The organism is Spirosoma aerophilum, assembly GCF_054782495.1.
Window position 1 is genome coordinate 22,114 of the sequence record NZ_BAAGSJ010000031.1, and the last position, 22,024, is coordinate 44,137.

Genomic DNA, 22,024 nt, shown 5'->3' on the forward strand with positions numbered 1-22,024 from the left:
ATCGTAAAATGAGTTAATCAATATCCCACCATAAACGCTCATCCATCCGTGGACCCGGATTGGGCACATTCGGATTGCGTTGTTGTTCGTTCGATGTATACGGTAAACGAACTGGAATAACCCCCGGATTATCGCCCTGTGCGTTCAACGGCAAAGCGAGCCTTGGAAAGCCTGTACGACGAATGTCATTCCAGGATTCAATACCCATACCAATGTTGGCAATCCACTTTTGGGTCAGAATCTGACGGAGCCGATTCTGGTTGTCGCCGGATAGCGTCACGATTTGTGGATTCTTGGTAAAGTAATCGTTGACATCCGTCAGGGCCACTCCGGCTTTCAGCATGGAAGCCCGGATCCCTTCCTGATACAACGCCTGCGCATCACCGGCTACACCCAGCGAAACAACCGCTTCGGCGAGTAAAAACGCCCGGTTGAAGTTGGTGATGATACGGGTTGGTGCTTCGCCACCGGTACCAATCAGGTAAACGCCGTACCGCGACCGGTTCGCCACAACGCTCGGGGCGGCTGTTGTCGCGCCGTTGTTGAACCCTACGTACCGGCTGGTATTGGCTGCCAGCGTGAAGAAACGGCTGATACGCGGATCATTATAGGTCGTTAGGGTGTCGATAAACCGCTGGCTAGCCATCAAATCGCCCGTCCGGTTAACATAGTTGAACGAGAAGAGAGCGTTCTGCTTGCCATTATCCGTACCAAATCCTACCTGGAAATCCAGTGCGTTATCGTTGATCAGGCCGGCAGGTGAAGCCAGGATCTCTGTAATGATCTGCCGGGCCTGAGCGGGTGCTTTGCGGCTCATTTGTACGGCCAGGCGCAGCATGAGTGTATTGCCCAGGCGCTTCCATCTTGACAGGTTACCCTGGTATGCCACATCGTCGGCTGCGGGCAAAACCCCCGTGTTGGGTTTGTCCAGATCAGCCATCCCTTCTTTGACAAGGTCGAACAGGCTTTGGATCTTTTTCTCCGAACTGCCGAGGTAAATATCCTGCTGGGCATCTACCCGTGGAGTCAGGTTAGCCAGTCCCTGCAGCGCTTCTGAATAAGGAACATCCCCCCAAACGTCGGTCGCAATGCTAAAGCCATAAGCTTTCAGGATTTTAGCGATACCGGCATAGGCAGGAGTCGTTTGCTGGGTTTGATCAATAAGGCGCTGGGCGTTAGTGAGCATACCGGCGTAAATCTCCCCGTTCCACTGGTTATCTGAGGCTCCGCGCAGGTTGAACACATCGTAGGCGGCTACCTGGTTGGCAACCCCGGCCATGTGCTGCGTTAATACCTCATTGATGCGGTTCAGGTCGTTGGTGGAGGTGAAAGCCGCATCGTATTCAACCGTTGTCAGCAGTACCGAGGCCGGCACTACCGTTGGGTTGTTAGGCGTAGTATTAATATCGAAGAAGCTTTCGCGACAGCCTGCCATAACGGACAGCAGCGACATAGCGATAAGCGCTTTATAAGTTGTTTTCATGAAGTGACAATGATTAGAAAGTAAATCTCAGATTCACACCGTAGTTACGGGTATTGGGCGCGCTTTGTAATTCCAGACCCCGGATGTTGCCTGCTCCCTGGGTGTTTACTTCAGGATCGATAGGCGAGCCGGGAGCAAAATACCATAGGTTACGGCCAACGACCGATAGGGAGATACCGCCAAATGGCGTTTTGTTGATCAGCGACGCTGGCAGGTCATAGCTCAGGGTTGCTTCGCGCAGGCTGTAGCGCGTAGCGCTGAACACGTTCAGGTCACTCTGCAAACCAAACGCCCGCCAGTAACTTTGTGCATCTACCTGAATATTGTTTGGGGTGTATGACTTAGTGCCATCGGCGTTGCTGATTTCAAATACACCCGGTATGATACGGGGGGCCTGGCGGTTAACACCCGTTACGTCCAGCGTACCGTTCGACTTGTACGAACCCGACGAGAACTGAACCAGCTGCCCGCCCTGCTGGGTATCAAACAGGAAACCAAGGGCAATCCCTTTGTACTTAAAGGTGTTCTGGATGCTGCCTATCCACAGGGGGTTGGGGTTGGAGATATTCTGGTTAGATACTTCCGGGTTCCACAGACCTGTGTTGGGGTTGATGATCCACTGACCATCGGGGTTCGTTGGCTTTTTATTCCCCAGGATAACGCCATAAGGCTGTCCTTTTACGATGGAGGGTATCGAGCCGGTGAAAGCACTTCCCGGAATGGAGAAGCTTTCTACGCCCGGCGCAATGTCGACAACTTCGTTTACGTTGCGGGTGTAGTTAACGGTTACATCCCACCGGAAATCCTTAACCCGAATCGGGGTGACCGTCAGCAAGGCTTCAATACCTTTGTTCGTCATTTTACCCACGTTCGTGGTCCGTGTTGTATAACCGGTTGATGCTGCCATACCCACGTTCACGATCATATCTGTACTGACCGAGTTATAATAGGTAAGATCAACGCTAAAGCGGTTATCAAACAAGCCAAGGTTCAAACCGCCTTCGTAGGAGGTAGTGAACTCAGGTTTCAGGTTGTCGCCGGGCCCAATCCGGTTGCTGATCGAGAAGGCGTTCTGACCGTTGATCGGGAAGGTGATGTTCGATACGTTGTTACCCCGGCTGGTAGTCACATAAACCGACTGTAGCTGATAGGGATCGGCATCTTTACCCACCGTAGCGGCACTACCGCGTACTTTCAGGTAAGACAATGTCGATGATTTGATTGGGAAAATATCCGACAGAATAACGTTTGCCGAAACCGCCGGATAGAAATAGGTATTGTTGTTGAGCGGTAATGTCGACGATTTATCGAAACGGCCCGTCAATTCCAGAAAGGCATAATTCCGGAACGAAAAACTGGCCTGTCCGTAATAGCCGGCCAACCGACGCAATGTGTTGCTCTCTCCCGTGCCGTTTGAAAAGACGGTGGCATTGCTCAGATTGTAGAAGTTAGGCAGCGTCAGGCTTTGTCCGTTGGCCGTTACGTTCTGCGATTTTCGCTGGTTAACGTTAAATCCTAAGCGACCTTCAATGTTAAGACCCGGCAGGATGTCATTTTTCTGACCGGTCAGGATCAGGTCACTGTTCAGTTCCTGCCAGTAGTAAATATCTTCGCCAACACCACCCACCAGCAGGCGGGCCGCACTGGGCGCGAAAATTTGCTTACGGCGGTCTGTATACGTGTCGATACCGGCCCGGTAAAACAAATTAACGCCCTTAACCAGATCAACGCCAAAATTGATATTTCCAATCAGGCGATCGACGCTACTGGTTGTCCGGTTGTTTTCCAATCCCCAGATTGGGTTCTCGTTCGAACCCGGCGTACCCGCGAATACACTGCGACCATTCGCATCCTGAAAAGGAAGGTTCGGAAGGTCATAGCTTCGGGGTACCGATACCAACTGCCCGAAGGCACTACCACCGTTACCTGTCAGGGAGTTACTCTGACCCGTATTGCTGTAGTTGATCGATGCGCCAACGTGAAATTTGTTCGATAGTACGGTGTTGCCGCCAAAACTTACGTTGGTCCGGTTAAATTTCGAATTTCGAACAATACCTTCCTGGGCCGTATTGGCTACCGAGAAATTATAGTTGCTCGAACCGCTTGCGCCACCAATGTTCACGGAGTTCGATAGAATCCGTCCCTGGTTGAAGAAATTCTTAATGTTGTCGGGGTAAGCCCGGTAATTCGCGTAGGCTTTGTAGGCCGGAAAAGCTCCCCCCGGAAACAAAGCTGTCGAGTCAAGCTGGGTGGGTGTTACGGCATTACGGGTGAAAAAGCCATTTTCCAGCGTGGCTGGTGAGCCATAGGCAGGGCCCCAGGAGGCTACACTATTACTCTGAAAAATGTTGTTCAAGCCCTGGCCGAAGCCGTTCTGGAAATTAGGTAAGCCATATACGTTCTGAAACGTTATGCCTGAATTGACCGTGATCTCGGTTTTCTTCTTGGCATTTTTACCCGACTTTGTCGTGATCACGATAACCCCCGAAGCCGCCCGTGAGCCATACAGAGCAGCTGCAGCAGGTCCCTTGAGCACGTTCAGCGACTCAATGTTCTCCGGGGCAATGTCCAGGGCCCGGTTAGAGGATTGTGGGCCACCCAATGTACCGTTTGGACCAAGGTTAGTCCGGTCTACACTGTTACTGATGGGAATACCATCGACTACGAAAAGTGGCTGGTTGTTTCCGGTAAAGGACTGAATACCCCGGATGTTGATGTTGGTTGACGCACCCGCTTCACCACTGGCTCCCGTGATCTGAACCCCCGATACTTTACCCTGTAAGGCATTAAGTACGTTAGGTTCGCCCCGTTGCGAAATACGGTCACCGTTTACCTGTTGGGTGGCGTAAGACAGAGACCGCTTGTCACGCTCGATACCCAGGGCCGTAACAACGACCTCGTTGAGGTTGTTGGCGTTGTTGCTAAGAGCCACATCGATGGTTGTCCGATTACCAACCACTTGTTCCTGTGTAGCGAAGCCGATAAAGCTAAAGACCAACCGGCCGGCAGCAGGTACGCTTACCCGGTAATTTCCATTGGCATCGCTGGTTGTTCCACGCGCTGTACCTTTAATCTGTACGGTCACACCTGGCAGGCCCGACCCGTCGTCTGATGAAGTAACACGACCACTCACTGTTACATCCTGTGCCAAAACGGGAAAACAGGATAATAACAAGAGTAGCCAACTTCCTAGGAGAAGTTTGCTCATGAGAGTTTGAATGATGAAATGTTTGGTAAAATGAAAAACTAACCAACAAAAATAGTTAATAATCAATACATGCCACTATTCACTTTTTATTTTAGTTACAAAACAAACATGAAATTCGCTTTAATGTAGCTACAGGCAATATTTAACTATTCTGAGAATAATATTTATTGTTTGTCTATAGGGATACAGTATTTACCCGAGTATTATATGATTGCGACTAGGGAGAAAATACTTATCGGGCAGTTTGTCAGGATGGGAAATCGTTTAGCGATTTTCGTCAGTTATTCTGATTGGCCAGTTGCCGTATAAGTTGGTGTGCCGCTTACTTAGTTTAGTCTCTATCGATCACAAAAAATGCCCTTCAATTTTCGAAGGGCATTTTTTGTGATCGATAAAATTTGTGTGACGAAAAGCAGGCGTTTTAATGAGTTGCTGATCGTTTCGCATTGGTGAACAGGTAGCCCGTTGCCCAACTACCTGTTCATGTGCCTTTAGTAACCTGTATTCTGGATGATCTGCTTGTTGGCGTCCAGTTCGACCTGCGGAATCGGGTTGACCCGTCGGTAGTCGCCAGCCGGTATAGTTCGGGCCGAAGCTGGGTACTGATCGTTGCGGGTGAGGGGTAAGTTGAGCCGATTCAGGTCATCGAAACGGTCCCCTTCAAAGGCAAGCTCTTTTCGGCGTTCGGTAATGATGGTATTGATCAGATCGCCCCCCGATACGGTATACCCCGCAAAGGATGGGTCACGATTTTGCGCCAACTGATTCAGTAAGGTGCGGGCGGTGGCCTCGCTGCCGGTGCGGGCGGCCGACTCAGCGGCAATCAGCAGGACATCCGCGTAACGGATTACTTTAATATCATCCTTGTCGGCGTTGTTGGTCACGTTCTGGTATTTGTTGACAACGTACGTACCCGCTCCGGCTTTTGTGCCTGCTCCGGAAATAATTAACCCCCGGCGGGCATCAGTAGCACTGTACAGATTATACAAATCCGTTGTTACCAGACCATCGCCATAACCAGCCTGGTTATACATGTTCGCCAGTGCGTCGAAGCCTACGTTGGCTACGCCGTCTACCGATACCTCAAAGATGGTTTCGGCCTTATCGGTTCGTGGCGTTGGGTTGGCCCAGTAGGCATTCAGATTCTCAGATGGAAGAAGCTTGTAGCCACCGCTGGCAATTACATCCTGTGCTGATTTTAACGCGTTGGTGTAATCGGCCTGATAAAGGTACACTTTTGCCAGCAGGGCCTCGGCTGCATACTTCGTTACATACGACGAATTAGGACGCGTACCCGCCATTTGGGTAAAGGCCTGAGTCAGATCCGTGGTGATCTGGGTGTACACCTCTTTCACCGTATTCCGGGCCGGGCGCAGCGACTGGTCATACGTCAGCACAAGAGGAACACCGGGAGATGCCGGATCGGTGGTGTAAGGCTTGGCAAACAGTTTGACCAGTTCCCAGTACATTAGCGCCCGGATGGTCAGCGCTTCGCCTTTATATTGGCTCACGGCTACCGACGAGGCCACCTGCGAATTAATGATGTTATTCGCCTGCAAAATGGTGGTATACGCCAGCGTCCAGGTATTCTGAATATCGGCGTTCTGGACACTTACGGCCAGCTGGTATTGCTGCGGGTAGCGCCCCGAATTATTGGCAGACAGGTAAATGTTATCGGCCGACAGATCGCCGATGAACGGAATCGTGCGGCCATATAAATTGGCATTTCGAAGCGTCGAGTACATCCCGTTGAGGGCGGTGCTTAAATCGGCTTCGGTGCGCAGTGCATCCGCTGCGGGCAAGCTATCGTAAGGCTTTAGATCTAAAAAGGACTGCTTGCAGCTTCCCAGACTCATCAGGCCAGCGACGAGCATGAATATGATTTTCTTTTTCATGAGACTTTAAAGACGTTTGTTGATTAGAAGCCGATGTTAATACCCGCCGTGACAACTTTGCTGATGAAGATGTTCAGGTTGCTTTGGCCGGTAATGCCTAACTCGGGATCGAAGGGAAGATTTTTATCGAACGTTTTGGTGAACAGGTTCGTACCGCGCACGTAGAAACGGGCCTGCGAGAGTTTGCCCTTGCCAACGAGGGATTGGGGTAGGTCGTAAGACAGCGTTACGGCCCGCAGACGAATGAAGTCGCCTTTGTAGAGGTAGCGGGTCGATGAGCCATAGGACTGGTTCGAGTTGTTGTAGATGTACTTTGGCACATCCGTGATATCACCCGGTTTCTGCCAGCGGTCCATCTGGCGCTGTACTTTGTTGAAGCCTGCATTGTATCCGTCGCCAAACAGGTAGTTGGCCCAGGTATCCTGCACGTAGTTGCCAAAATTGTAGTTGATCTGCGCGTCGAGGGTGATTCCCTTAAACGAGAAGGTGTTGTTGAAGCCACCGAATACTTTTGGCGAGGCTGTTTTGTACAGTACCCGTTGGGCGGCATTGTAGCTGTTTGTGGTGCTCCGGTCGATGCTGCCATCGGCATTGGTCACGTTCTTGTACCACAGCGGGTCACCATTGGCCGGATCGACGCCCGCCCATTCGCGCAGGTAGAACGTCTGGAAGTTTTGCCCTTCGCGCCGGATGAATGAACCATCCAGAATGTCCAGCCCATTGTATAGTGTCTTGATCTTGTTCTGGTTAAAAGCTGCGTTCAGGTTGATGTTCCACGTAAAAGCACCTTTCAGCGGAGCGGCATTGATGGTCACTTCCAGCCCGCTGTTGACCATCGCCCCCGCATTGGCCAGCGTGGAGCTGAACCCCGATGTGCGGGAGAGTGGTACGTTCAGCAGAAGCTGGCTGGTTGTGCGGGAGTAATAGTCCAGTACAACATTAAGCCGGTTGTTCAGAAAACCGGCGTCAATACCCACGTCAAACGGCTTGTTCAGCTCCCAGGTCAGGTCCGGGTTACCGGGACTGTTGGGGGCGCTACCCGTCAGGCTGTTATAGTTTAGGTTTTGCGTGAAGCCGTTGACGTTCACCGACGAGCCGTAGCCATAGGTGGCACGCCACTGGTAGTTGCCGATGGCTGCGTTCCCATTGACGCCGTACGACGCCCGCAGTTTCAGGGCCGATACAACGGTATTGTTCCGCATAAACTCTTCCTGGTCGATATTCCAGGCGGCTCCTACCGAATAAAAGTTACCAAAGCGATTGTTGGCACCAAAGCGAGACGAACCATCCCGACGGAAGCTGCCCGACAGGGTGTATTTGTTTTTATAATTAATAAAAGCGTTGGAAATCAAGGATGCAAACGAGAAATCGGCCCCGTTCTGCGAGGCCGTTTTTGGGGTTGCGGCAACCGCTAGTGATGTCAGAGCCGACGTGTTCGGAAAGCCTTCGCCATAGGCCGAGATAAAATACCCCTGCGACTTCTGTGCTTCATAGCCCGCTTTCAGATCGACGAAGAAGTCGTTTTCGCTGTTCAGGTTCAGCCGGTATTCGGCCAGATTTGTCCAGGTCCAGTTGAAATAGCGTGTATAATACGAAAAGGCCGATCCATTGGCCGTGCGACCATCGCCGAAAAACGGGTTACGATAGAAATTCTCCTCGATGTTGTTATAGTCGATCCCGTACTGGCTGCTCAACGCCAGATTTTTGATAGGACGGTATTCGACCCGGCCCGAACCAATGCCCCGCAGGTTGCCGAAGGAGTTCTTGTTATACTGAACCAAAGCTACAGGGTTGTATGTGCCGGGGAAAGTGGTCGTTGAATAGTCCAGAATGCCCTTGGCATCATAGGCGTTTTGCGTGGGCCGCAGGAAGTAAGCTGCCAGAATAGGATTGGCAAAAGCCCCCCCGTTGTTTGGGTTATTTTGCTGGGTTACGCTGGGGTTGAGGTTCAGCCGGAATGATAGTTTCTGACTCGCGTTGTGCGATAGACTCACAGCGGCCGAAAAACGCTCAAACTGGGAGCCGATGGTGGTAGCCTGCTGTTTGAAATACCCTCCCGATACGCTGAATGTGGTCTTATTGTCGCCACCCGATGCCCGGATGTCGTACGTTTGCTGCTGACCCCGGCGCGTAACCAGGTCCAGCCAGTTCGTTTCCGGGTTACCGGCACCCAATAAGGCCAGTGTGTTTGTGATCTGCGCCGGCGTAGCGCCCGAATTGACCAGACCCTCCTGCGTCAGTGTCAGGTAGTCGGCTTTATTCAGCGGTTTCGATACCGAAGGAATGCTTAGGTCGGTGTATCCTATTTCGGCGTTGGCCGAGAAACGGGTTGGTCCCGAACGGCCTTTTTTGGTGGTGATCAGGATAACGCCATTGGCAGCCCGTGAACCGTAAATGGACGCCGAAGAGGCATCTTTCAGGACGGTTACATCCTCAATATCGTTTGGGTTCAAACCCGCCAGAGCATTGGTTAAATTTCCTGAACTGACTCGGGAAAGGTCGCCCGCGTTGATAATAACGCCGTCAACTACATAGAGCGGGTCAGCACCGGCCGTAATGGAGCCAATACCCCGAATCCGGATGGGCGTGTTGGAGCCGGGTGCTCCCGAAATAGCGGATGCCTGTAAGCCAGCCACTTTACCCTGAAGCTGTTCCGTTACCGCGGGCAGAGTCGCTTTGGTGACTTCGCCACCTTTAATAGACGTTTGCGCACCGGTAATACTTCGGCGGTCCTGGCTGCCATATGCCACCACCACCACTTCGTCCAGCGCACCAACGGACGCTGTCAATTCAATATTCAGCGTCGAGCGGGTGCCTACAGCTATCTCCTGAGTCGCAAAACCAATGGCCGAAAAAACCAGCGTTGCATTGTTCGTTACGGCCAGCCGGTAATTCCCTTTCGAATCAGTTGTTGTACCATTCTGTGTGTTTTTAATGGCGATTGTAACGCCGGGCAGGGCACTGCCATCCTCACTGGCCGTTACGTGTCCTGAGATCGTACGATCCTGCGCCAGCGTTGGCAGATAGGATAATACGAATAGGAGACACAGTCCTAATAGATTTTTTTTCATTGTTATTGAGTTGATGAAAGATTGAAAAATGATAATACTTTGTACTGATAGAATTTAAGCTAACGAATCTACATGCATTCATTTAAGAAAACAATATATTCTACTGATTAACGTGTAAATTGCCTGATAAACTAATTGCCAAAAACCGAAATTGTACAATTCTATGAATCGTTATCAACTTTGTAGTCGTGTGTTACTCCTTGGCGGCCTTGCCGTTCAAACGGCCTTTGGTCAGACGGTGAATGCCCGCATGGATAAGACCGCCGAGAGCCTTGAGAAAAAGGTAGTGGCCTGGCGTCGGGACTTTCACCAGCATCCCGAACTTGGAAACCGGGAGTTTCAGACAGCCGCTAAAATTGCCGCCCATCTTCAATCGCTGGGTATGGAGGTGAAAACCGGCGTTGGTAAAACCGGCGTCGTCGGTTTACTGAAAGGCGGTAAACCCGGTCCTGTTGTTGCCCTTCGTGCCGATATGGATGGGCTGCCCGTTACCGAACGGGTGGAGCTGCCCTTTAAATCAGAAGCCCGGACGGAATACAATGGCCAGCAAACGGGTGTCATGCACGCTTGTGGGCACGATAGCCACGTAGCCATGTTGATGGGTGCGGCCGAAGTACTGGCATCGGTTAAAAACGATTTACGGGGAACGGTCAAGTTTATCTTCCAGCCTGCCGAAGAAGGCGCACCCGCTGGTGAAGAAGGGGGCGCTTACCTGATGATCAAAGAAGGGGTGCTCGAAAACCCGAAAGTCGACGCCATTTTTGGTCTGCACATCAACTCGCAAACCGAGGTGGGCACCATAAAATACCGTCCGGGTGCTACCATGGCGGCCGTAGATGAATACGCTATCAAAATTAAAGGAAAGCAGACCCACGGCGCGGCTCCGTGGTCGGGGGTCGACCCGATCGTTACGGCGGCACAGGTGGTGATGGGCTTACAAACGATTGTGAGCCGCAACCTGACTCTCACCGACAACGCGGCCGTCGTGACCGTTGGTGCCTTGCACAGCGGTATCCGGCAGAATATCATCCCGGAAGAAGCCAACATGATTGGTACCATCCGGACGTTCAGCCCCGAAGCGCAGATGCTGGTTCACCGACGCATCAACGAGATTGCCACCAACATTGCCGAAAGCGCCGGTGCCAAAGCCGATGTGAAAATCAATATAATGTATCCGGTAACGTACAACGATCCCAAACTAACCGACCAGATGGCCCCAACACTCGAAGCGTTAGCGGGTAAGAACAATGTGAAGTTAACCCCCGCCCAAACCGGTGCCGAAGACTTCTCGTTCTTCCAGCAGAAAGTGCCGGGCTTTTTCTACTTCCTGGGTGGTATGACGAAAGGTAAAAAACTGGAGAATGCTGCTCCGCACCATACCCCCGATTTCCAGATCGACGAAAGCTGCTTTGTATTGGGGATGAAGTCCCTCTGCCACCTCACCGTCGATTACATGGAACTCGCCAGCAAAGGCGTCGCCGTGAAAGAGCTTACGGCGAGTGGGAAATAGTTTTTTTGTCGGTAAGTCAGTAAGCGGCTTCGCCTAAGTCGGTAAGTGGCTGGCGCGCGAAAGCGATACTCCAGCGTCAGCCACTTGCTGACTTGGCGAAGCCACTTACCGACTTAGGCGCAGCCGCTTACTGACTTACTGACTTAATGACTTAATGATCCCTGACAGCAGGCCGGGGAAGAACCGTTTTAAGTAGATAGCGTAGATTTCTTTACCGCCGATGTAGATTTCTTCTTTGTTGCGGGCTACCGCTTGCAGAAGCCGTCGGGCGAATACATCAGGGGCCATGCCCTTTTCCTGATTTTCATCCATTTTGCCGTGAACCCCCCCGTTGGCTCCCAGAGCATGAAACGAAATAGGAGTGCGGATGTAGCCCGGGCAGACCAGTGTCACACGCAAACCGGCGGTAGCTGTCTCGGCGCGAAGCGAATCGAAAAAGCCATGCAGCGCGTGTTTACTGGCGCAGTAGCCGGAGCGCTGTTTGGTGGCGAGTTTCCCGGCAACGCTGCTCGTAACGACAAAATGACCGGAACCCTGCGCCAACATACCTGGTAAAACAGCTTTAGTAAGCGCTACGACGCCAAAGAAGTTGACGTCCATCAGGCGTTTATACACCAGAAAGTCGGTGTCGGCAACGGAGCTTCGCTGGGTAATACCGGCATTCTGGAACACATAGTCGATCCGCCCGAACCGCTGGTAGACGGCCCCAACAAGATCGGGTAGACGTTCGGTATCGGTCATGTCCATAGGCAGTATCAGCACATCTGTAGCCGGTAAACCCGTTAGCTTCGCAACGCGTTGCAATTCTTCTTCGCGCCGGGCCGATAAGACTAATCGGACGCCTTTGTAGTGTGAAAGGGCCAGGGCGATAGCTTCGCCAATGCCCGATGAGGCACCGGTAATCCAGATGACAGCCGTAGAGAAGGACACAGGCCTGACGGGTTAAATATGAAAATTAAGGGTGGCCTGTTCGGCGTCGATTACTAATTTCACTGCTTTTCCGATAGGTAGCGCCAGATTATAGGCAACGTGGCCGGCCGGAAAATCGAACAGGACCGGATAGGAGTAGGCCGCCACAGCATCGGCAATGATCTGATTGGCGTCTTTACCGAAAGGTAGCGACACATTGCTGCGCATATCCGTAAACTGACCCACAACCAGCCCCGCCAGTTCAGCTATTCGACCGGATCGCCGGAGCTGTGTCATCATCCGATCGAGGGAGAAAAGTGTTTCGTCAATGTCTTCGATAAACAGAATCTTACCGGCAAAGTCCAGGTCGGTGGCGGTGCCGATTGAATTGATAAGCAATGTCAGGTTTCCGCCTACCAGTGGCCCTGTCGCCTGACCAGGACGGTTGAGCGGGTGAATGGGGGGGCTATACTGGGCTGGCCCCTGTCCAAACAGCCATTGCCGTACGGATTCCAGCGACTCTTCCCGGTCAGGATCGCCAAACTGCCGGGGCATGAGCCCGTGTAAACTCACAACGCCATGATTGCAGAGCAAGCTAAGTAAGACCGTTACATCGCTGAAGCCAACGAGCCATTTTGGATTCGCCTGTAAACCAGACAGGTCGAGGCCATCGGCAATGCGGTAGCAGCCGTAGCCTCCTCTGGCTGCAAAAATGGCCCGTACGGAAGGGTCATCGAAAAGCCGCTGAAGATCGGCCCGGCGCAGGTCGTCTGATCCCGCAAATGGCCCGTCGATGGCGTGCAGGCTGTCGCCTTCAATGACGTTTAGCTGCCAGTCTTCGCGTAAGATTCGCAGTCCGTCGGCCAGCTCTTCATAAGGAAACCAACTGGCCGGAGCCACCACACCAACGGTATCGCCGGGCGAGAGAAAAGGGGGTAAAATCACGGTAGGGTATTAAGTTTACAGGGGTTAGTTCAAGGGTGCTTCCTGAACCTCATCCAATTTGTCCAGATCTAATTGTACGGGTGTTTGCTGCCTCCCGTCGAACATAGGGCGAAATTTATACCCCCACAATACCTCATTGAAACGATAGGAAAATCGGGTATGTACATTCTGAACGAAGGTGTCGTCCAGGGCATGGAGTGAGATCAGAAATTCCGTGTCGGATTGTTCAAGGTCTTCGGGTGTGCAGCCGTATAGGGGGCTATCTTCCGTAATGGGATGAACAATGGTCCAGTTGGTTGGAAAGAACGAGACTTTCCGGCGTTCCAGATCAAGGTTGTAATACCGGCGATAGGGAGCCCCATCTTTGCCGACTTCCAATCGGGAGAGGGATACCGTTATTTCAATATTGATCAGCTGATTGGATCTGGTATTGATGATCCGGAACATCCAGCCGTTAATATTCAGGTAAGGCGCCAGAACCGATTGTTTGGAAAAGCGGATATGCGCTACTGAGCGTGAAAATCGACCGTAGAGCAGGCCCGTTGCCAGCGCAAAGGCCAACAGGCCGATCATGGACTCAAAAGCCGCAATGGAACTGGTCAGGAAGCTGTCAGGAGAAATATGGCCGTATCCTACGGTAGTGAGTGTTTGGGAGCTGAAAAAAAAACACTTCCAGAAAGGGCCATATAAGGGTTTGTCACTGGCGGCTTTCAGCATGTCAGGATCGGCCAGCATATATATACCGGCAAAGAAGGTATTGGCCGTCACGTAAAAGAGGATGAGCCAGCCTATAAATTGCAGCCAGCCTATGGTAATGAGCCGGTTATAAATATTCAGCCGATCCCAGAGTGTACCATTAATACGAACAATATTGAACGAGCCGTCCTGATTGATGAGCCGGGAAAGAGAATCCGTTAACTTGGTGCCAAAACCAACATCGTCACGTCGTACTTCCTGCTCAACTAAATTGCTGTCTTTAGGTGTTTGGTTAAAAAGGCGTTGATTTGTTGTATCCATTGGCTTTGGTAGAGAGGTGTTGGCAAGGGTAGGGGCTGTTAAACAAAGTTATCGCAATTTTTGCCTCCTTCTTATCGCTCTACCTGAATTATCCCCATTTCACTCGCGCTATGCACCCTATTGAAATTATAACAGCTTTACTCGGTGTAACAACCCTGCTAGCAGTTGTTGCCCGTCGATTACGACTATCTTATCCTATACTGTTGGTCATTACCGGTCTGTTTATTGGCTGGATACCCGGTTTGCCCCCCGTGGTGTTATCGCCCGATGTCACATTTCTGGTGTTTCTACCGCCATTGCTCTATTCATCCGCCTGGCAAATTGATAATGTCGAGTTAAAATTATACAGCCGTTCGGTGTCGTTTCTGGCCGTTGGGCTGGTCTTGTTTACGTCCTCTGTCGTTGCGCTGGTAGCGGTGCTTTTTATTCCGGGTTTTTCGCTGGCACAGGGCTACCTGCTCGGAGCCATTATTGCCCCTCCCGACGCCGTGGCGGCTTCTTCTGTCACAAAAGGATTAAATATTCCCCGACGCATTACAACCATACTCGAAGGCGAAAGTCTGGTTAATGACGCCAGTAGCCTGATCATTTATCGGTATGGCCTGGTGGCTATTCTAACCAGTCAGTTCGTTCTTTGGCAGGCGAGCCTTCAGTTTGTTGGGATTGCGCTGGCGAGTGGTGCTCTAGGGCTGGTCATTGGCTGGATCATGCTCCGGGTTCACAAGGCCATCAGCCGGGATACGGTGACCAACACCGTTATAACCCTGCTGACTCCCTACGGGGCGTATCTTATTGCCGAAGAACTGCACATCTCGGGAGTGCTGGTGGTCGTAACGGTTGGGCTCTACATCTCGGCCCGGAGCCACGAGGTGTTCTCCCATCAAAGTCGGTTGCAGAGTAACTCCGTCTGGTCAGTTATGGTCTTTCTGCTCAATGGGTTGGTCTTTATTCTGATCGGTTTGCAACTGCCAACCATCGTCTCCGAACTAAATGGATATACCCTTCCTCAGTCTGTTATGTACGCGCTGTTAATCAGTGCAGTAGCCATCATTTGTCGAATTGTTTGGGTCTTCTTCGGAGCTTATGTGCCCCACTGGCTAAGTTCCCGCGTTCGAACAAAGGAAGTCAGACCCACCTGGCAGCAGGTAGCCGTTGTTAGCTGGGCAGGCATGCGGGGCGTTGTTTCGCTGGCGGGGGCACTCGCCTTACCCCTTACGCTCCCGAACGGGCAACCGTTTCCCGGTCGCGATCTGATTCTGTTCATCACATTCGGTGTTATTTTCTGTACGCTGGTGTTGCAGGGACTAACCTTGCCGGTTCTCATCGATGAACTGGGTGTACGGGAGGTAATCGATGAAAAGCTGGAAGAACGCCGAATTCGACAGAAAATGGCACTACAGGCTATTACCCATCTGGAAGCCAATCATTCGGCGGGCTCTGTTCACGACGATGTACTGAACTATGTGAAGAATATGTATGAGTTACGCATCAACGAACTCAATGGAATGCTGCGGGCCAGCTCCCTCTCCGAACGGCCTGCCGTACTTTACCAGCAAGCCACCCGCCTACAGTTAGAGTTGTTGACCGTAGAGCGAACGGTACTGACCGAACAGCGTAAGGACACGCTACTTGATGATGAGGTGCTTCGGAAAATAGAGGAGGAATTAGATTTGGATGCCGCTCGTCTTTCCCTGGTAAATCCTGTCGAATGAAATTAGGTGTATGTTTTAATATATGAAAATCAGACGTGTATTGACTTATTGGTTAAAGCAACTGAATTGGTAAAAAACCTTATTAAATTTTAATTAAGGGTTGCAATGAAATTAGGTAATAATACTTAATTTGGTGGCAAATTTAGAGGAAATCGTCCGTAACGATCCTTAAGTACCAATCGACAAAATGAAATTTATTACAGGTATGATCAGTTTAGTCGTACCGGCTTTCAACGAAGAAGAGAGTTTATCTGTACTGGTTCATCGGCTCATGTCGGTTATGGACCAGTATGACTCTTACGAAATTCTGATTGTTGACGACGGTAGTACCGACCAGACTCGCCATGTACTTCGGCAGTTAAGTCAGGCATACTCCGTTGTTCGATTTATTTCCTTTTCCCGAAATTTCGGTCATCAGATGGCCCTTCGCGCGGGCTATGATAACGCACGCGGTGAGGCTGTCATCTGTCTGGATGCTGACCTTCAGCACCCGCCGGAACTGATTCCTGCTTTGATTGAAAAATGGCGGGAAGGCTTCGAAGTGGTTTATACAATTCGTAAGCCTGACCCTAATCTGTCGTTGTTCAAACGCACTACATCCAAATACTTTTACCGGTTGCTTCGTAACGTTTCCAACTTACAGATCGAGGATGGGGCCGCCGATTTCCGGCTGCTCGACCGTAAAGTGGTAAACACCCTTAAACAGTTTAAAGAAAACGACCTTTTCCTGCGGGGCGCTATCTCATGGGTAGGATTCCGCCAGTGTCGTATTCTGTACGAACCAGCGGCCCGCTATGCCGGTCGGTCAAAGTATTCGTTTCAGAAAATGCTGAAACTGGCGGCCATGGGCATTACGTCCTTCTCAACCCGGCCGCTGTACATGTCGGTACTGCTTGGCTTTATTATGTTTGTGCTGGCCTTCCTCTTCGGAGCGGAAGCTTTGTATGAACACTTTTTTACCGACGCTACCGTATCGGGCTGGACAACCCTGGTGTTGCTCATGACCCTCATTGGTGGGGTGCAGTTCATTATGATCGGCATCATTGGCGTATATTTGGGCAAAACGTTCGTAGAGGTAAAAGGTCGCCCCCCATATATTATCGGCGACACGAGCGAGATCGAGGAGAGCGTAACAACAACATGGCAAGCCCCAACTCAGGAAGTATTTTATTCACCGTTGACGTAGAAGAGTTTGATACCGCCGTTGAATTTGGCCATCCGATTCCGTTACGGGAACAAGTGGCCGTTTCGACCCGTGGATTAACCTTGCTGGCCGAGCGGTTTGACGCCGTCGATGTTCGCACCACGCTGTTTACGACAGCTAACTACGCCCTGCACGAGTCCGATTTAATCCTGAAACTGGCTCAGAAGCACGAAATAGCGTCGCACGGTTATTTTCATACCACCTTCGAGCCCGCCGATCTTTTGACGTCGAGGCTGGCCCTGGAAGCGTTGTTAAATCGGCCTGTAACCGGTTTTCGGCGAGCGCGGATGGGCTATGTCGACCCTAATGACGTTCGGGCAGCTGGTTATCAGTACAATTCATCGTTGCACCCAACCTGGTTACCCGGTCGATATAACCACTGGGGCGAACCCCGGCACCCGTTTCGCGAATCCAGTGTCTGGCAAATTCCGGCTTCGGTGACGCCCAACCTGCGTTTGCCGCTTTTTTGGCTGAGCCTGAAAAACTTTCCATTCGCCTATTACAAGCAGCTTTGCCGACAAACGCTGAAAGCTGACGGATTCCTGAATCTATATGTTCACCCCTGGGAGTTTACGGATTTGTCGGGTTATGAAAAAATTCCTGCTTACGTCCGTCGCCACTCGAAGGACGAACTACTCGACCGGGTTGAAAAGCTACTGCGTTATCTGAAACCACTTGGGGATTTTACCTCAATGGGAGATTTTGCGCAAGGTCTCCAGGTTAATGTTCCGGTGTAGTATCGCCATTAGTTTCCTATATGCTTTCGTTTTTTAGAAAACCCATATTCAGTGATTTTCGCTTTATCATAGGCATTTATGGGCTGCTGGCGCTGTTTGTGAGCATTCGGACGCTTATCGATCAGGATTCTAATAACTACCGGATATTCTATTATTCGCTCGATCATCTCATTGCCGGGAAGAATCTGTATTTGCTCTACCCGGCCGAATATACCGACCATTACCACTACGCGCCAACCTTTGCCGCTCTGTTCGCTCCAATTTTTGCGCTGCCTTTTTCCGTAGGGTTATTTTTATGGCATTTGCTGTTTACGGCGGTGTGGGTATATGCCATTTACCGCATGCCCCTCACGCATTCGCAGAAAGTATTTGCCTACTGGTTTAGCATGCAGGAGTTGTTTACATCGCTTGTTAACAGCCAGACGAATCCGCTTATTGCTGCCCTGTCTTTGTTTGCCTTCCTGAGCTTCGAAAAGCGTCAGCCTTTCTGGGCCGCTTTTTTCATCATTGTCGGCTTCAATATCAAAATATATAGTCTGGTGGCGGCCGCCTTGTTCCTGTTATATCCTCAAAAACTCCGCTTTCTTGCCTACATGGTGTTGTGGGGTGTGTTGCTGGGCGTACTGCCGCTGTTGTTCACCTCGCCAGCTCAACTGGTGTGGCAGTATGAGAATTGGGTCAGTCAGCTGCTGTTGAAAGCCGACTACGACAAATGGGCAAATACGTCCATTCACAAACTGGTTCATCTGGTTATTTCTCCCGATATCAGCACGTCTGCCATCATTGGAGCAGGCGTAGTGCTGTTCTGTACGGTTTATATACATATCCGGAAATTTAAAGAGCGGGGATTCCAGATGTTGCTGCTGGCTTCCACGCTGATTTTCCAGGTAATTTTCAATCCGGTTGCCGAATCGCCCACCTACATAATTGCCGTCACGGGCGTGGTTATCTGGTGGTTTTACAGCCCACAAACGTGGCTGGACAAGGCGCTGCTGATTAGCTGTCTGGTGCTGACGATTTTGTCGCCCAGCGATATTTTTCCGCGTTATCTGCGGGAGCTGTTGGTTAAACCCTACGCGTTAAAGGCTTTACCCTGTGTGTTGATCTGGTTCCGGCTGCTCTACATCATGCATACCTCAAAACCCGTTGCTGAATCACAAGCCAGGGCAACGACTTATCTTCCTTCCTGAAAAGAAACCTCTACTCTAAATCGACCAGTCATGTTTTATCTCCATTTCCCTTAATTCCCTCTTTAATGGCTTCTACCTGGCTCGATTTCTGGCAGCAGGAAAACGAATTCGACGAGTCTATGTCGACGAATTTCAACTATTTCCTGGCTCGTGTCGAAACGTACATCCCTTTATCAAAAAAACAGCGTGTACTGGACATCGGCTCTGGTCCGGGAAATCTGGAGGACGCCTGGCATGATCGGGTTGCCGAAATTCATGGGCTGGATATTTCCAAACGATACAATGAAATTGCCCGCACCCGGCACGCGGCTTCGGGTAATGTTCATTTTTATGATCTGGATCCTGACAATTACCTGAATTTCAGCTCGATCGCCGGTCGTCAATTCGATGTGATTATTGTGATGAGTGTGGTGCAGTACTACCGGAACATACAGGAGGTAGAACAACTCTTGCAGACGATCAAGCGGATGGCGGCTCCGGGGGCCACGGCTTTGGTTTGCGACCTGATGGTGGGCGAAAGCTTTCTTAATGATGTGATCGGGATTGTGAAACAGTCGCTCCAGCAAGGGAAGTTTTTGGCGACAATGAAGCTGTTGCTTCGGCTCCGCTTTTCGTCATATCATACCGTACGGAAAGAAAACGGATTTTTGGTCATTCCCGAGCAGGAATGGATGGCCATGTGCCAGCGGGTAGGGCTAAAGGCCCGGTTTATTGACGAACCAATCACCCTGCAACGCGAGCGCCGGAATCTGCTGATCAATTTCTAGGGAGGCTGTGCTGATTACGCTGACCGGCTCCGGTCAGTAACCCGTTTGTCAGATAAAGACAACATCTTCGATCACATCCGTCCCCATGTCTTTATTGACCAACTGAATGAGTTTCTGCTTGGCGTTGACTAGTTCGTTGCGGAGCGGAGCCGATGCAATTTCGATGTACAGTTTCCGGTCGCGAACGTAAAGACGATTGGTGCGGGAAGCAATGGTTGGTCCCATCATGCGACCCCAGAAGGCTTCGAGGTAGGTTTCGTTGAAACGGGTTTGAAGCTGGTATGCTTTTAATAACTGCCCAATGGCGTCTTTTAAGGACGTGACTCCGGCCACCCGGGTGGCGTTTTCACGGTTGTAACGATACGTCTGGTTCATTGGCAGGGTGTCTTACTGCAAAAGTAAACAATGAATTGACTTAATGAATCCTGATTGACGAACCGTTTAAAAAAAGTTTAGCCTTCAGGCTGCTTTAAAAATGCGGCTGGCGTGGTTCATACCCTCTAAGTCGTTTGTAGTGACAGAACTAGCACGTCGCAACCAGGGTGTCGGGATAGATAAAAATCGCTAGTGTTTGGATTCACGCCGTTTGGCTGTTATACTTGCGCCATCAAGTCAATTGCAACGCGTCAGTTTCAAGTCGTATGACGCGCATTGATTTATAAAGAAGCGGGGAGAGATCAGGCTCTGTGAACCGCTGGCAACCTACCACATGGCAAGGTGCTAACTCCTGCCTAAAGTTATTTAGGGACTATAAATCGGAAACTCACATGCTCTATCATCAGCCATGTATGCCCCCAACTAGCGGGGTTTACTAAGCAGCCTTCACCACCACCACGAAAGCCGGGAGGGTTTGTCGTGCGTTAAATCCAGTTTGACGTTTATTGTTCGTCGATTGACATTGCTGCAAACGCAACAACAGTCCGGCGGCTCTGCCAGAAACAGCAAACGACCACCAACACGAATTCCTAACTATTCTTAAAACCATGTCAGAACTACATTTCGATACCCTTCAACTACATGCTGGCCAGGATGTTGACCCGACGACCAACGCCCGGGCAGTGCCCATTTATCAGACCACCTCGTTCGTTTTCAATGATGCGGCTCACGGCGCCGATCTGTTCGCCCTAAAAGCGTTCGGCAACATATATACCCGCATCATGAACCCGACCTCCGATGTATTCGAGAAGCGTATAGCAGCTCTCGAAGGCGGGGTGGCGGCTCTGGCAGTAGCGTCGGGACAGGCGGCTCAGTTCATAGCCCTAAGCAACATACTGAGCGCGGGCGATAATTTTGTGACAACCTCGTTTCTCTACGGCGGCACGTATAATCAGTTCAAAGTGTCGTTCAAGCGGCTGGGTATCGAAGCCCGCTTTGCCGATGGTGACAAGCCCGAAGCCTTCGCCAAACTGATCGACGGGAAGACAAAAGCGATCTACCTTGAAACGATCGGTAACCCCGGCTTCAATATCCCCGATTTCGACGCCATCGCTGCGTTGGCGAAAGAGCATGATCTGCCGCTTATTGTCGACAATACGTTCGGTGCTGGCGGCTATTTGTTCCGCCCCATCGAGCATGGTGCCGCTGTGGTGGTTGAATCAGCCACGAAGTGGATCGGCGGACATGGTACGAGTATTGGCGGGGTCATTGTCGACAGCGGTAATTATAACTGGGGCAACGGTAAGTTTCCACAGTTCAGTGAGCCATCAGAAGGGTACCATGGCATGGTGTTCAGTGATGTATTTGGCGTCGGTGGTCCCTTTGGCAACATTCAGTTTATCATTCGGGCGCGGGTGGAAGGGCTGCGCGATTACGGTCCGGCGATCAGCCCGTTCAACTCCTTCCTGTTGTTGCAGGGGGTGGAAACGCTGTCGTTACGGGTTGACCGGACGGTGCAAAACGCGCTGGCGCTGGCGCAGTGGCTTGAGCAGCATGAGCAGGTCGAAGCTGTCAATTATCCGGGTCTGGCGAGTAGCCCATACCACGAGCTGGCCAAAAAATACCTCAAGCGGGGTTTTGGTGGTGTCTTCTCGTTCAAAGTGAAAGGCGATGCCACAGCCGCCGATAGATTCGTGAACAGCCTTAAACTGGTGAGCCATCTGGCTAACGTCGGCGATTCGAAAACGTTGATCATTCACCCCGCAGCGACCACCCACCAGCAACTGAGCGAGCAGGAGCAGGCCAGTGCCGGTGTTGAACTGGGTACACTTCGCGTGTCGGCGGGTATTGAGCACATTGATGATATAAAAGCTGATTTCGAGCAGGCCTTCGCCCAGATCGCCGAGCCGGTAGCAGCCTAGTTTTGGGTTAGGTTTATGGTTCACGATTTATGGGCTTTGCTGTTCAGGGCATACCAAAAATCGTGAGCCATAAACCACA

The 22,024-nt window shown here is 51.1% G+C and carries 15 protein-coding genes and 1 riboswitch; of the genes, 7 read left to right on the forward strand and 8 right to left on the reverse strand.

All coding sequences use genetic code 11. The features are described from left to right. Nucleotides 1-13: 13 nt before the first annotated feature. The 4 genes from ACYVK4_RS27195 to ACYVK4_RS27210 form a co-directional block, all read right to left on the reverse strand. Entirely contained in the window at nt 14-1,483 is a 1,470-nt protein-coding gene (locus ACYVK4_RS27195) for a SusD/RagB family nutrient-binding outer membrane lipoprotein (protein WP_461130725.1), read from the reverse strand. 13 nt (nt 1,484-1,496) lie between these two features. Next, nucleotides 1,497-4,691: a SusC/RagA family TonB-linked outer membrane protein gene (locus ACYVK4_RS27200; RefSeq protein WP_461130726.1), complete on the reverse strand. Its 3,195-nt coding sequence runs from the start codon at nt 4,689-4,691 to the stop codon at nt 1,497-1,499. Between the two features lie 491 nt (nt 4,692-5,182). Next, on the reverse strand, nt 5,183-6,586 hold the full coding sequence (locus ACYVK4_RS27205) for a RagB/SusD family nutrient uptake outer membrane protein (protein ID WP_461130727.1): 1,404 nt from the start codon (nt 6,584-6,586) through the stop codon (nt 5,183-5,185). A gap of 23 nt (nt 6,587-6,609) precedes the next feature. Then, complete coding sequence (locus tag ACYVK4_RS27210; protein ID WP_461130728.1) at nt 6,610-9,657, reverse strand: SusC/RagA family TonB-linked outer membrane protein; 3,048 nt, start codon at nt 9,655-9,657, stop codon at nt 6,610-6,612. 163 nt (nt 9,658-9,820) lie between these two features. Here ACYVK4_RS27210 and ACYVK4_RS27215 point away from each other — a divergent pair, with 163 nt between their 5' ends. Beyond that, complete coding sequence (locus ACYVK4_RS27215; protein WP_461130729.1) at nt 9,821-11,167, forward strand: amidohydrolase; 1,347 nt, start codon at nt 9,821-9,823, stop codon at nt 11,165-11,167. A gap of 135 nt (nt 11,168-11,302) precedes the next feature. On the opposite strand, the gene ACYVK4_RS27220 is transcribed toward ACYVK4_RS27215, so the two are convergent. The 3 genes from ACYVK4_RS27220 to ACYVK4_RS27230 are packed head-to-tail and all read right to left on the reverse strand — an operon-like array spanning nt 11,303 to nt 14,038. After that, nucleotides 11,303-12,097, reverse strand: a complete 795-nt coding sequence (locus ACYVK4_RS27220; protein ID WP_461130730.1) for an SDR family oxidoreductase — start codon at nt 12,095-12,097, stop codon at nt 11,303-11,305. A 12-nt stretch (nt 12,098-12,109) separates the two neighbouring features. Beyond that, on the reverse strand, nt 12,110-13,021 hold the full coding sequence (locus ACYVK4_RS27225; RefSeq protein WP_461130731.1) for a S66 peptidase family protein: 912 nt from the start codon (nt 13,019-13,021) through the stop codon (nt 12,110-12,112). A 24-nt stretch (nt 13,022-13,045) separates the two neighbouring features. After that, on the reverse strand, nt 13,046-14,038 hold the full coding sequence (locus tag ACYVK4_RS27230; RefSeq protein WP_461130732.1) for an ion channel: 993 nt from the start codon (nt 14,036-14,038) through the stop codon (nt 13,046-13,048). A 110-nt stretch (nt 14,039-14,148) separates the two neighbouring features. On the opposite strand from ACYVK4_RS27230, the gene ACYVK4_RS27235 reads away from it, so the two are divergent. From ACYVK4_RS27235 to ACYVK4_RS27255, 5 genes are all read left to right on the forward strand, one after another. Next, the gene (locus tag ACYVK4_RS27235; RefSeq protein ID WP_461130733.1) at nt 14,149-15,750 is read left to right on the forward strand and encodes a Na+/H+ antiporter; all 1,602 of its coding nucleotides are present in this window, start codon (nt 14,149-14,151) and stop codon (nt 15,748-15,750) included. 187 nt (nt 15,751-15,937) lie between these two features. After that, on the forward strand, nt 15,938-16,936 hold the full coding sequence (locus tag ACYVK4_RS27240; RefSeq protein WP_461130734.1) for a glycosyltransferase family 2 protein: 999 nt from the start codon (nt 15,938-15,940) through the stop codon (nt 16,934-16,936). Further along, on the forward strand, nt 16,891-17,691 hold the full coding sequence (locus ACYVK4_RS27245) for a polysaccharide deacetylase family protein (RefSeq protein ID WP_461130735.1): 801 nt from the start codon (nt 16,891-16,893) through the stop codon (nt 17,689-17,691). Before ACYVK4_RS27240 ends, ACYVK4_RS27245 begins: the two co-directional genes overlap by 46 nt. Nucleotides 17,692-17,711: 20 nt before the next feature. Next, entirely contained in the window at nt 17,712-18,881 is a 1,170-nt protein-coding gene (locus ACYVK4_RS27250) for a glycosyltransferase family 87 protein (protein WP_461130736.1), read from the forward strand. A gap of 65 nt (nt 18,882-18,946) precedes the next feature. After that, the gene (locus tag ACYVK4_RS27255; protein WP_461130737.1) at nt 18,947-19,648 is read left to right on the forward strand and encodes a class I SAM-dependent methyltransferase; all 702 of its coding nucleotides are present in this window, start codon (nt 18,947-18,949) and stop codon (nt 19,646-19,648) included. Nucleotides 19,649-19,696: 48 nt separating this feature from the next. Here the strand turns inward: ACYVK4_RS27255 and ACYVK4_RS27260 are convergent, their stop codons facing one another. Continuing rightward, nucleotides 19,697-20,023, reverse strand: coding sequence for a DciA family protein (locus ACYVK4_RS27260; RefSeq protein ID WP_461130738.1), 327 nt, complete (start codon nt 20,021-20,023; stop codon nt 19,697-19,699). A 278-nt stretch (nt 20,024-20,301) separates the two neighbouring features. Then, nucleotides 20,302-20,405, forward strand: a riboswitch (SAM riboswitch). Between the two features lie 226 nt (nt 20,406-20,631). On the opposite strand from ACYVK4_RS27260, the gene ACYVK4_RS27265 reads away from it, so the two are divergent. Next, a complete protein-coding gene (locus tag ACYVK4_RS27265) occupies nt 20,632-21,945 on the forward strand; it encodes an O-acetylhomoserine aminocarboxypropyltransferase/cysteine synthase family protein (RefSeq protein WP_461130739.1) in 1,314 nt (437 codons plus the stop codon). The last annotated feature ends 79 nt before the right edge of the window (nt 21,946-22,024 follow it).

Excerpts from the sequence above, each read along its gene's own strand:
- ACYVK4_RS27195 (WP_461130725.1), bottom strand. The coding sequence starts at position 1,483 with ATGAAAACAACTTATAAAGCGCTTATCGCTATGTCGCTGCTGTCCGTT.
- ACYVK4_RS27200 (WP_461130726.1), bottom strand. The coding sequence starts at position 4,691 with ATGAGCAAACTTCTCCTAGGAAGTTGGCTACTCTTGTTATTATCCTGT.
- ACYVK4_RS27205 (WP_461130727.1), bottom strand. The coding sequence starts at position 6,586 with ATGAAAAAGAAAATCATATTCATGCTCGTCGCTGGCCTGATGAGTCTG.
- ACYVK4_RS27210 (WP_461130728.1), bottom strand. The coding sequence starts at position 9,657 with ATGAAAAAAAATCTATTAGGACTGTGTCTCCTATTCGTATTATCCTAT.
- ACYVK4_RS27215 (WP_461130729.1), top strand. The coding sequence starts at position 9,821 with ATGAATCGTTATCAACTTTGTAGTCGTGTGTTACTCCTTGGCGGCCTT.
- ACYVK4_RS27230 (WP_461130732.1), bottom strand. The coding sequence starts at position 14,038 with ATGGATACAACAAATCAACGCCTTTTTAACCAAACACCTAAAGACAGC.
- ACYVK4_RS27235 (WP_461130733.1), top strand. The coding sequence starts at position 14,149 with ATGCACCCTATTGAAATTATAACAGCTTTACTCGGTGTAACAACCCTG.
- ACYVK4_RS27240 (WP_461130734.1), top strand. The coding sequence starts at position 15,938 with ATGAAATTTATTACAGGTATGATCAGTTTAGTCGTACCGGCTTTCAAC.
- ACYVK4_RS27245 (WP_461130735.1), top strand. The coding sequence starts at position 16,891 with ATGGCAAGCCCCAACTCAGGAAGTATTTTATTCACCGTTGACGTAGAA.
- ACYVK4_RS27250 (WP_461130736.1), top strand. The coding sequence starts at position 17,712 with ATGCTTTCGTTTTTTAGAAAACCCATATTCAGTGATTTTCGCTTTATC.
- ACYVK4_RS27255 (WP_461130737.1), top strand. The coding sequence starts at position 18,947 with ATGGCTTCTACCTGGCTCGATTTCTGGCAGCAGGAAAACGAATTCGAC.
- ACYVK4_RS27260 (WP_461130738.1), bottom strand. The coding sequence starts at position 20,023 with ATGAACCAGACGTATCGTTACAACCGTGAAAACGCCACCCGGGTGGCC.
- ACYVK4_RS27265 (WP_461130739.1), top strand. The coding sequence starts at position 20,632 with ATGTCAGAACTACATTTCGATACCCTTCAACTACATGCTGGCCAGGAT.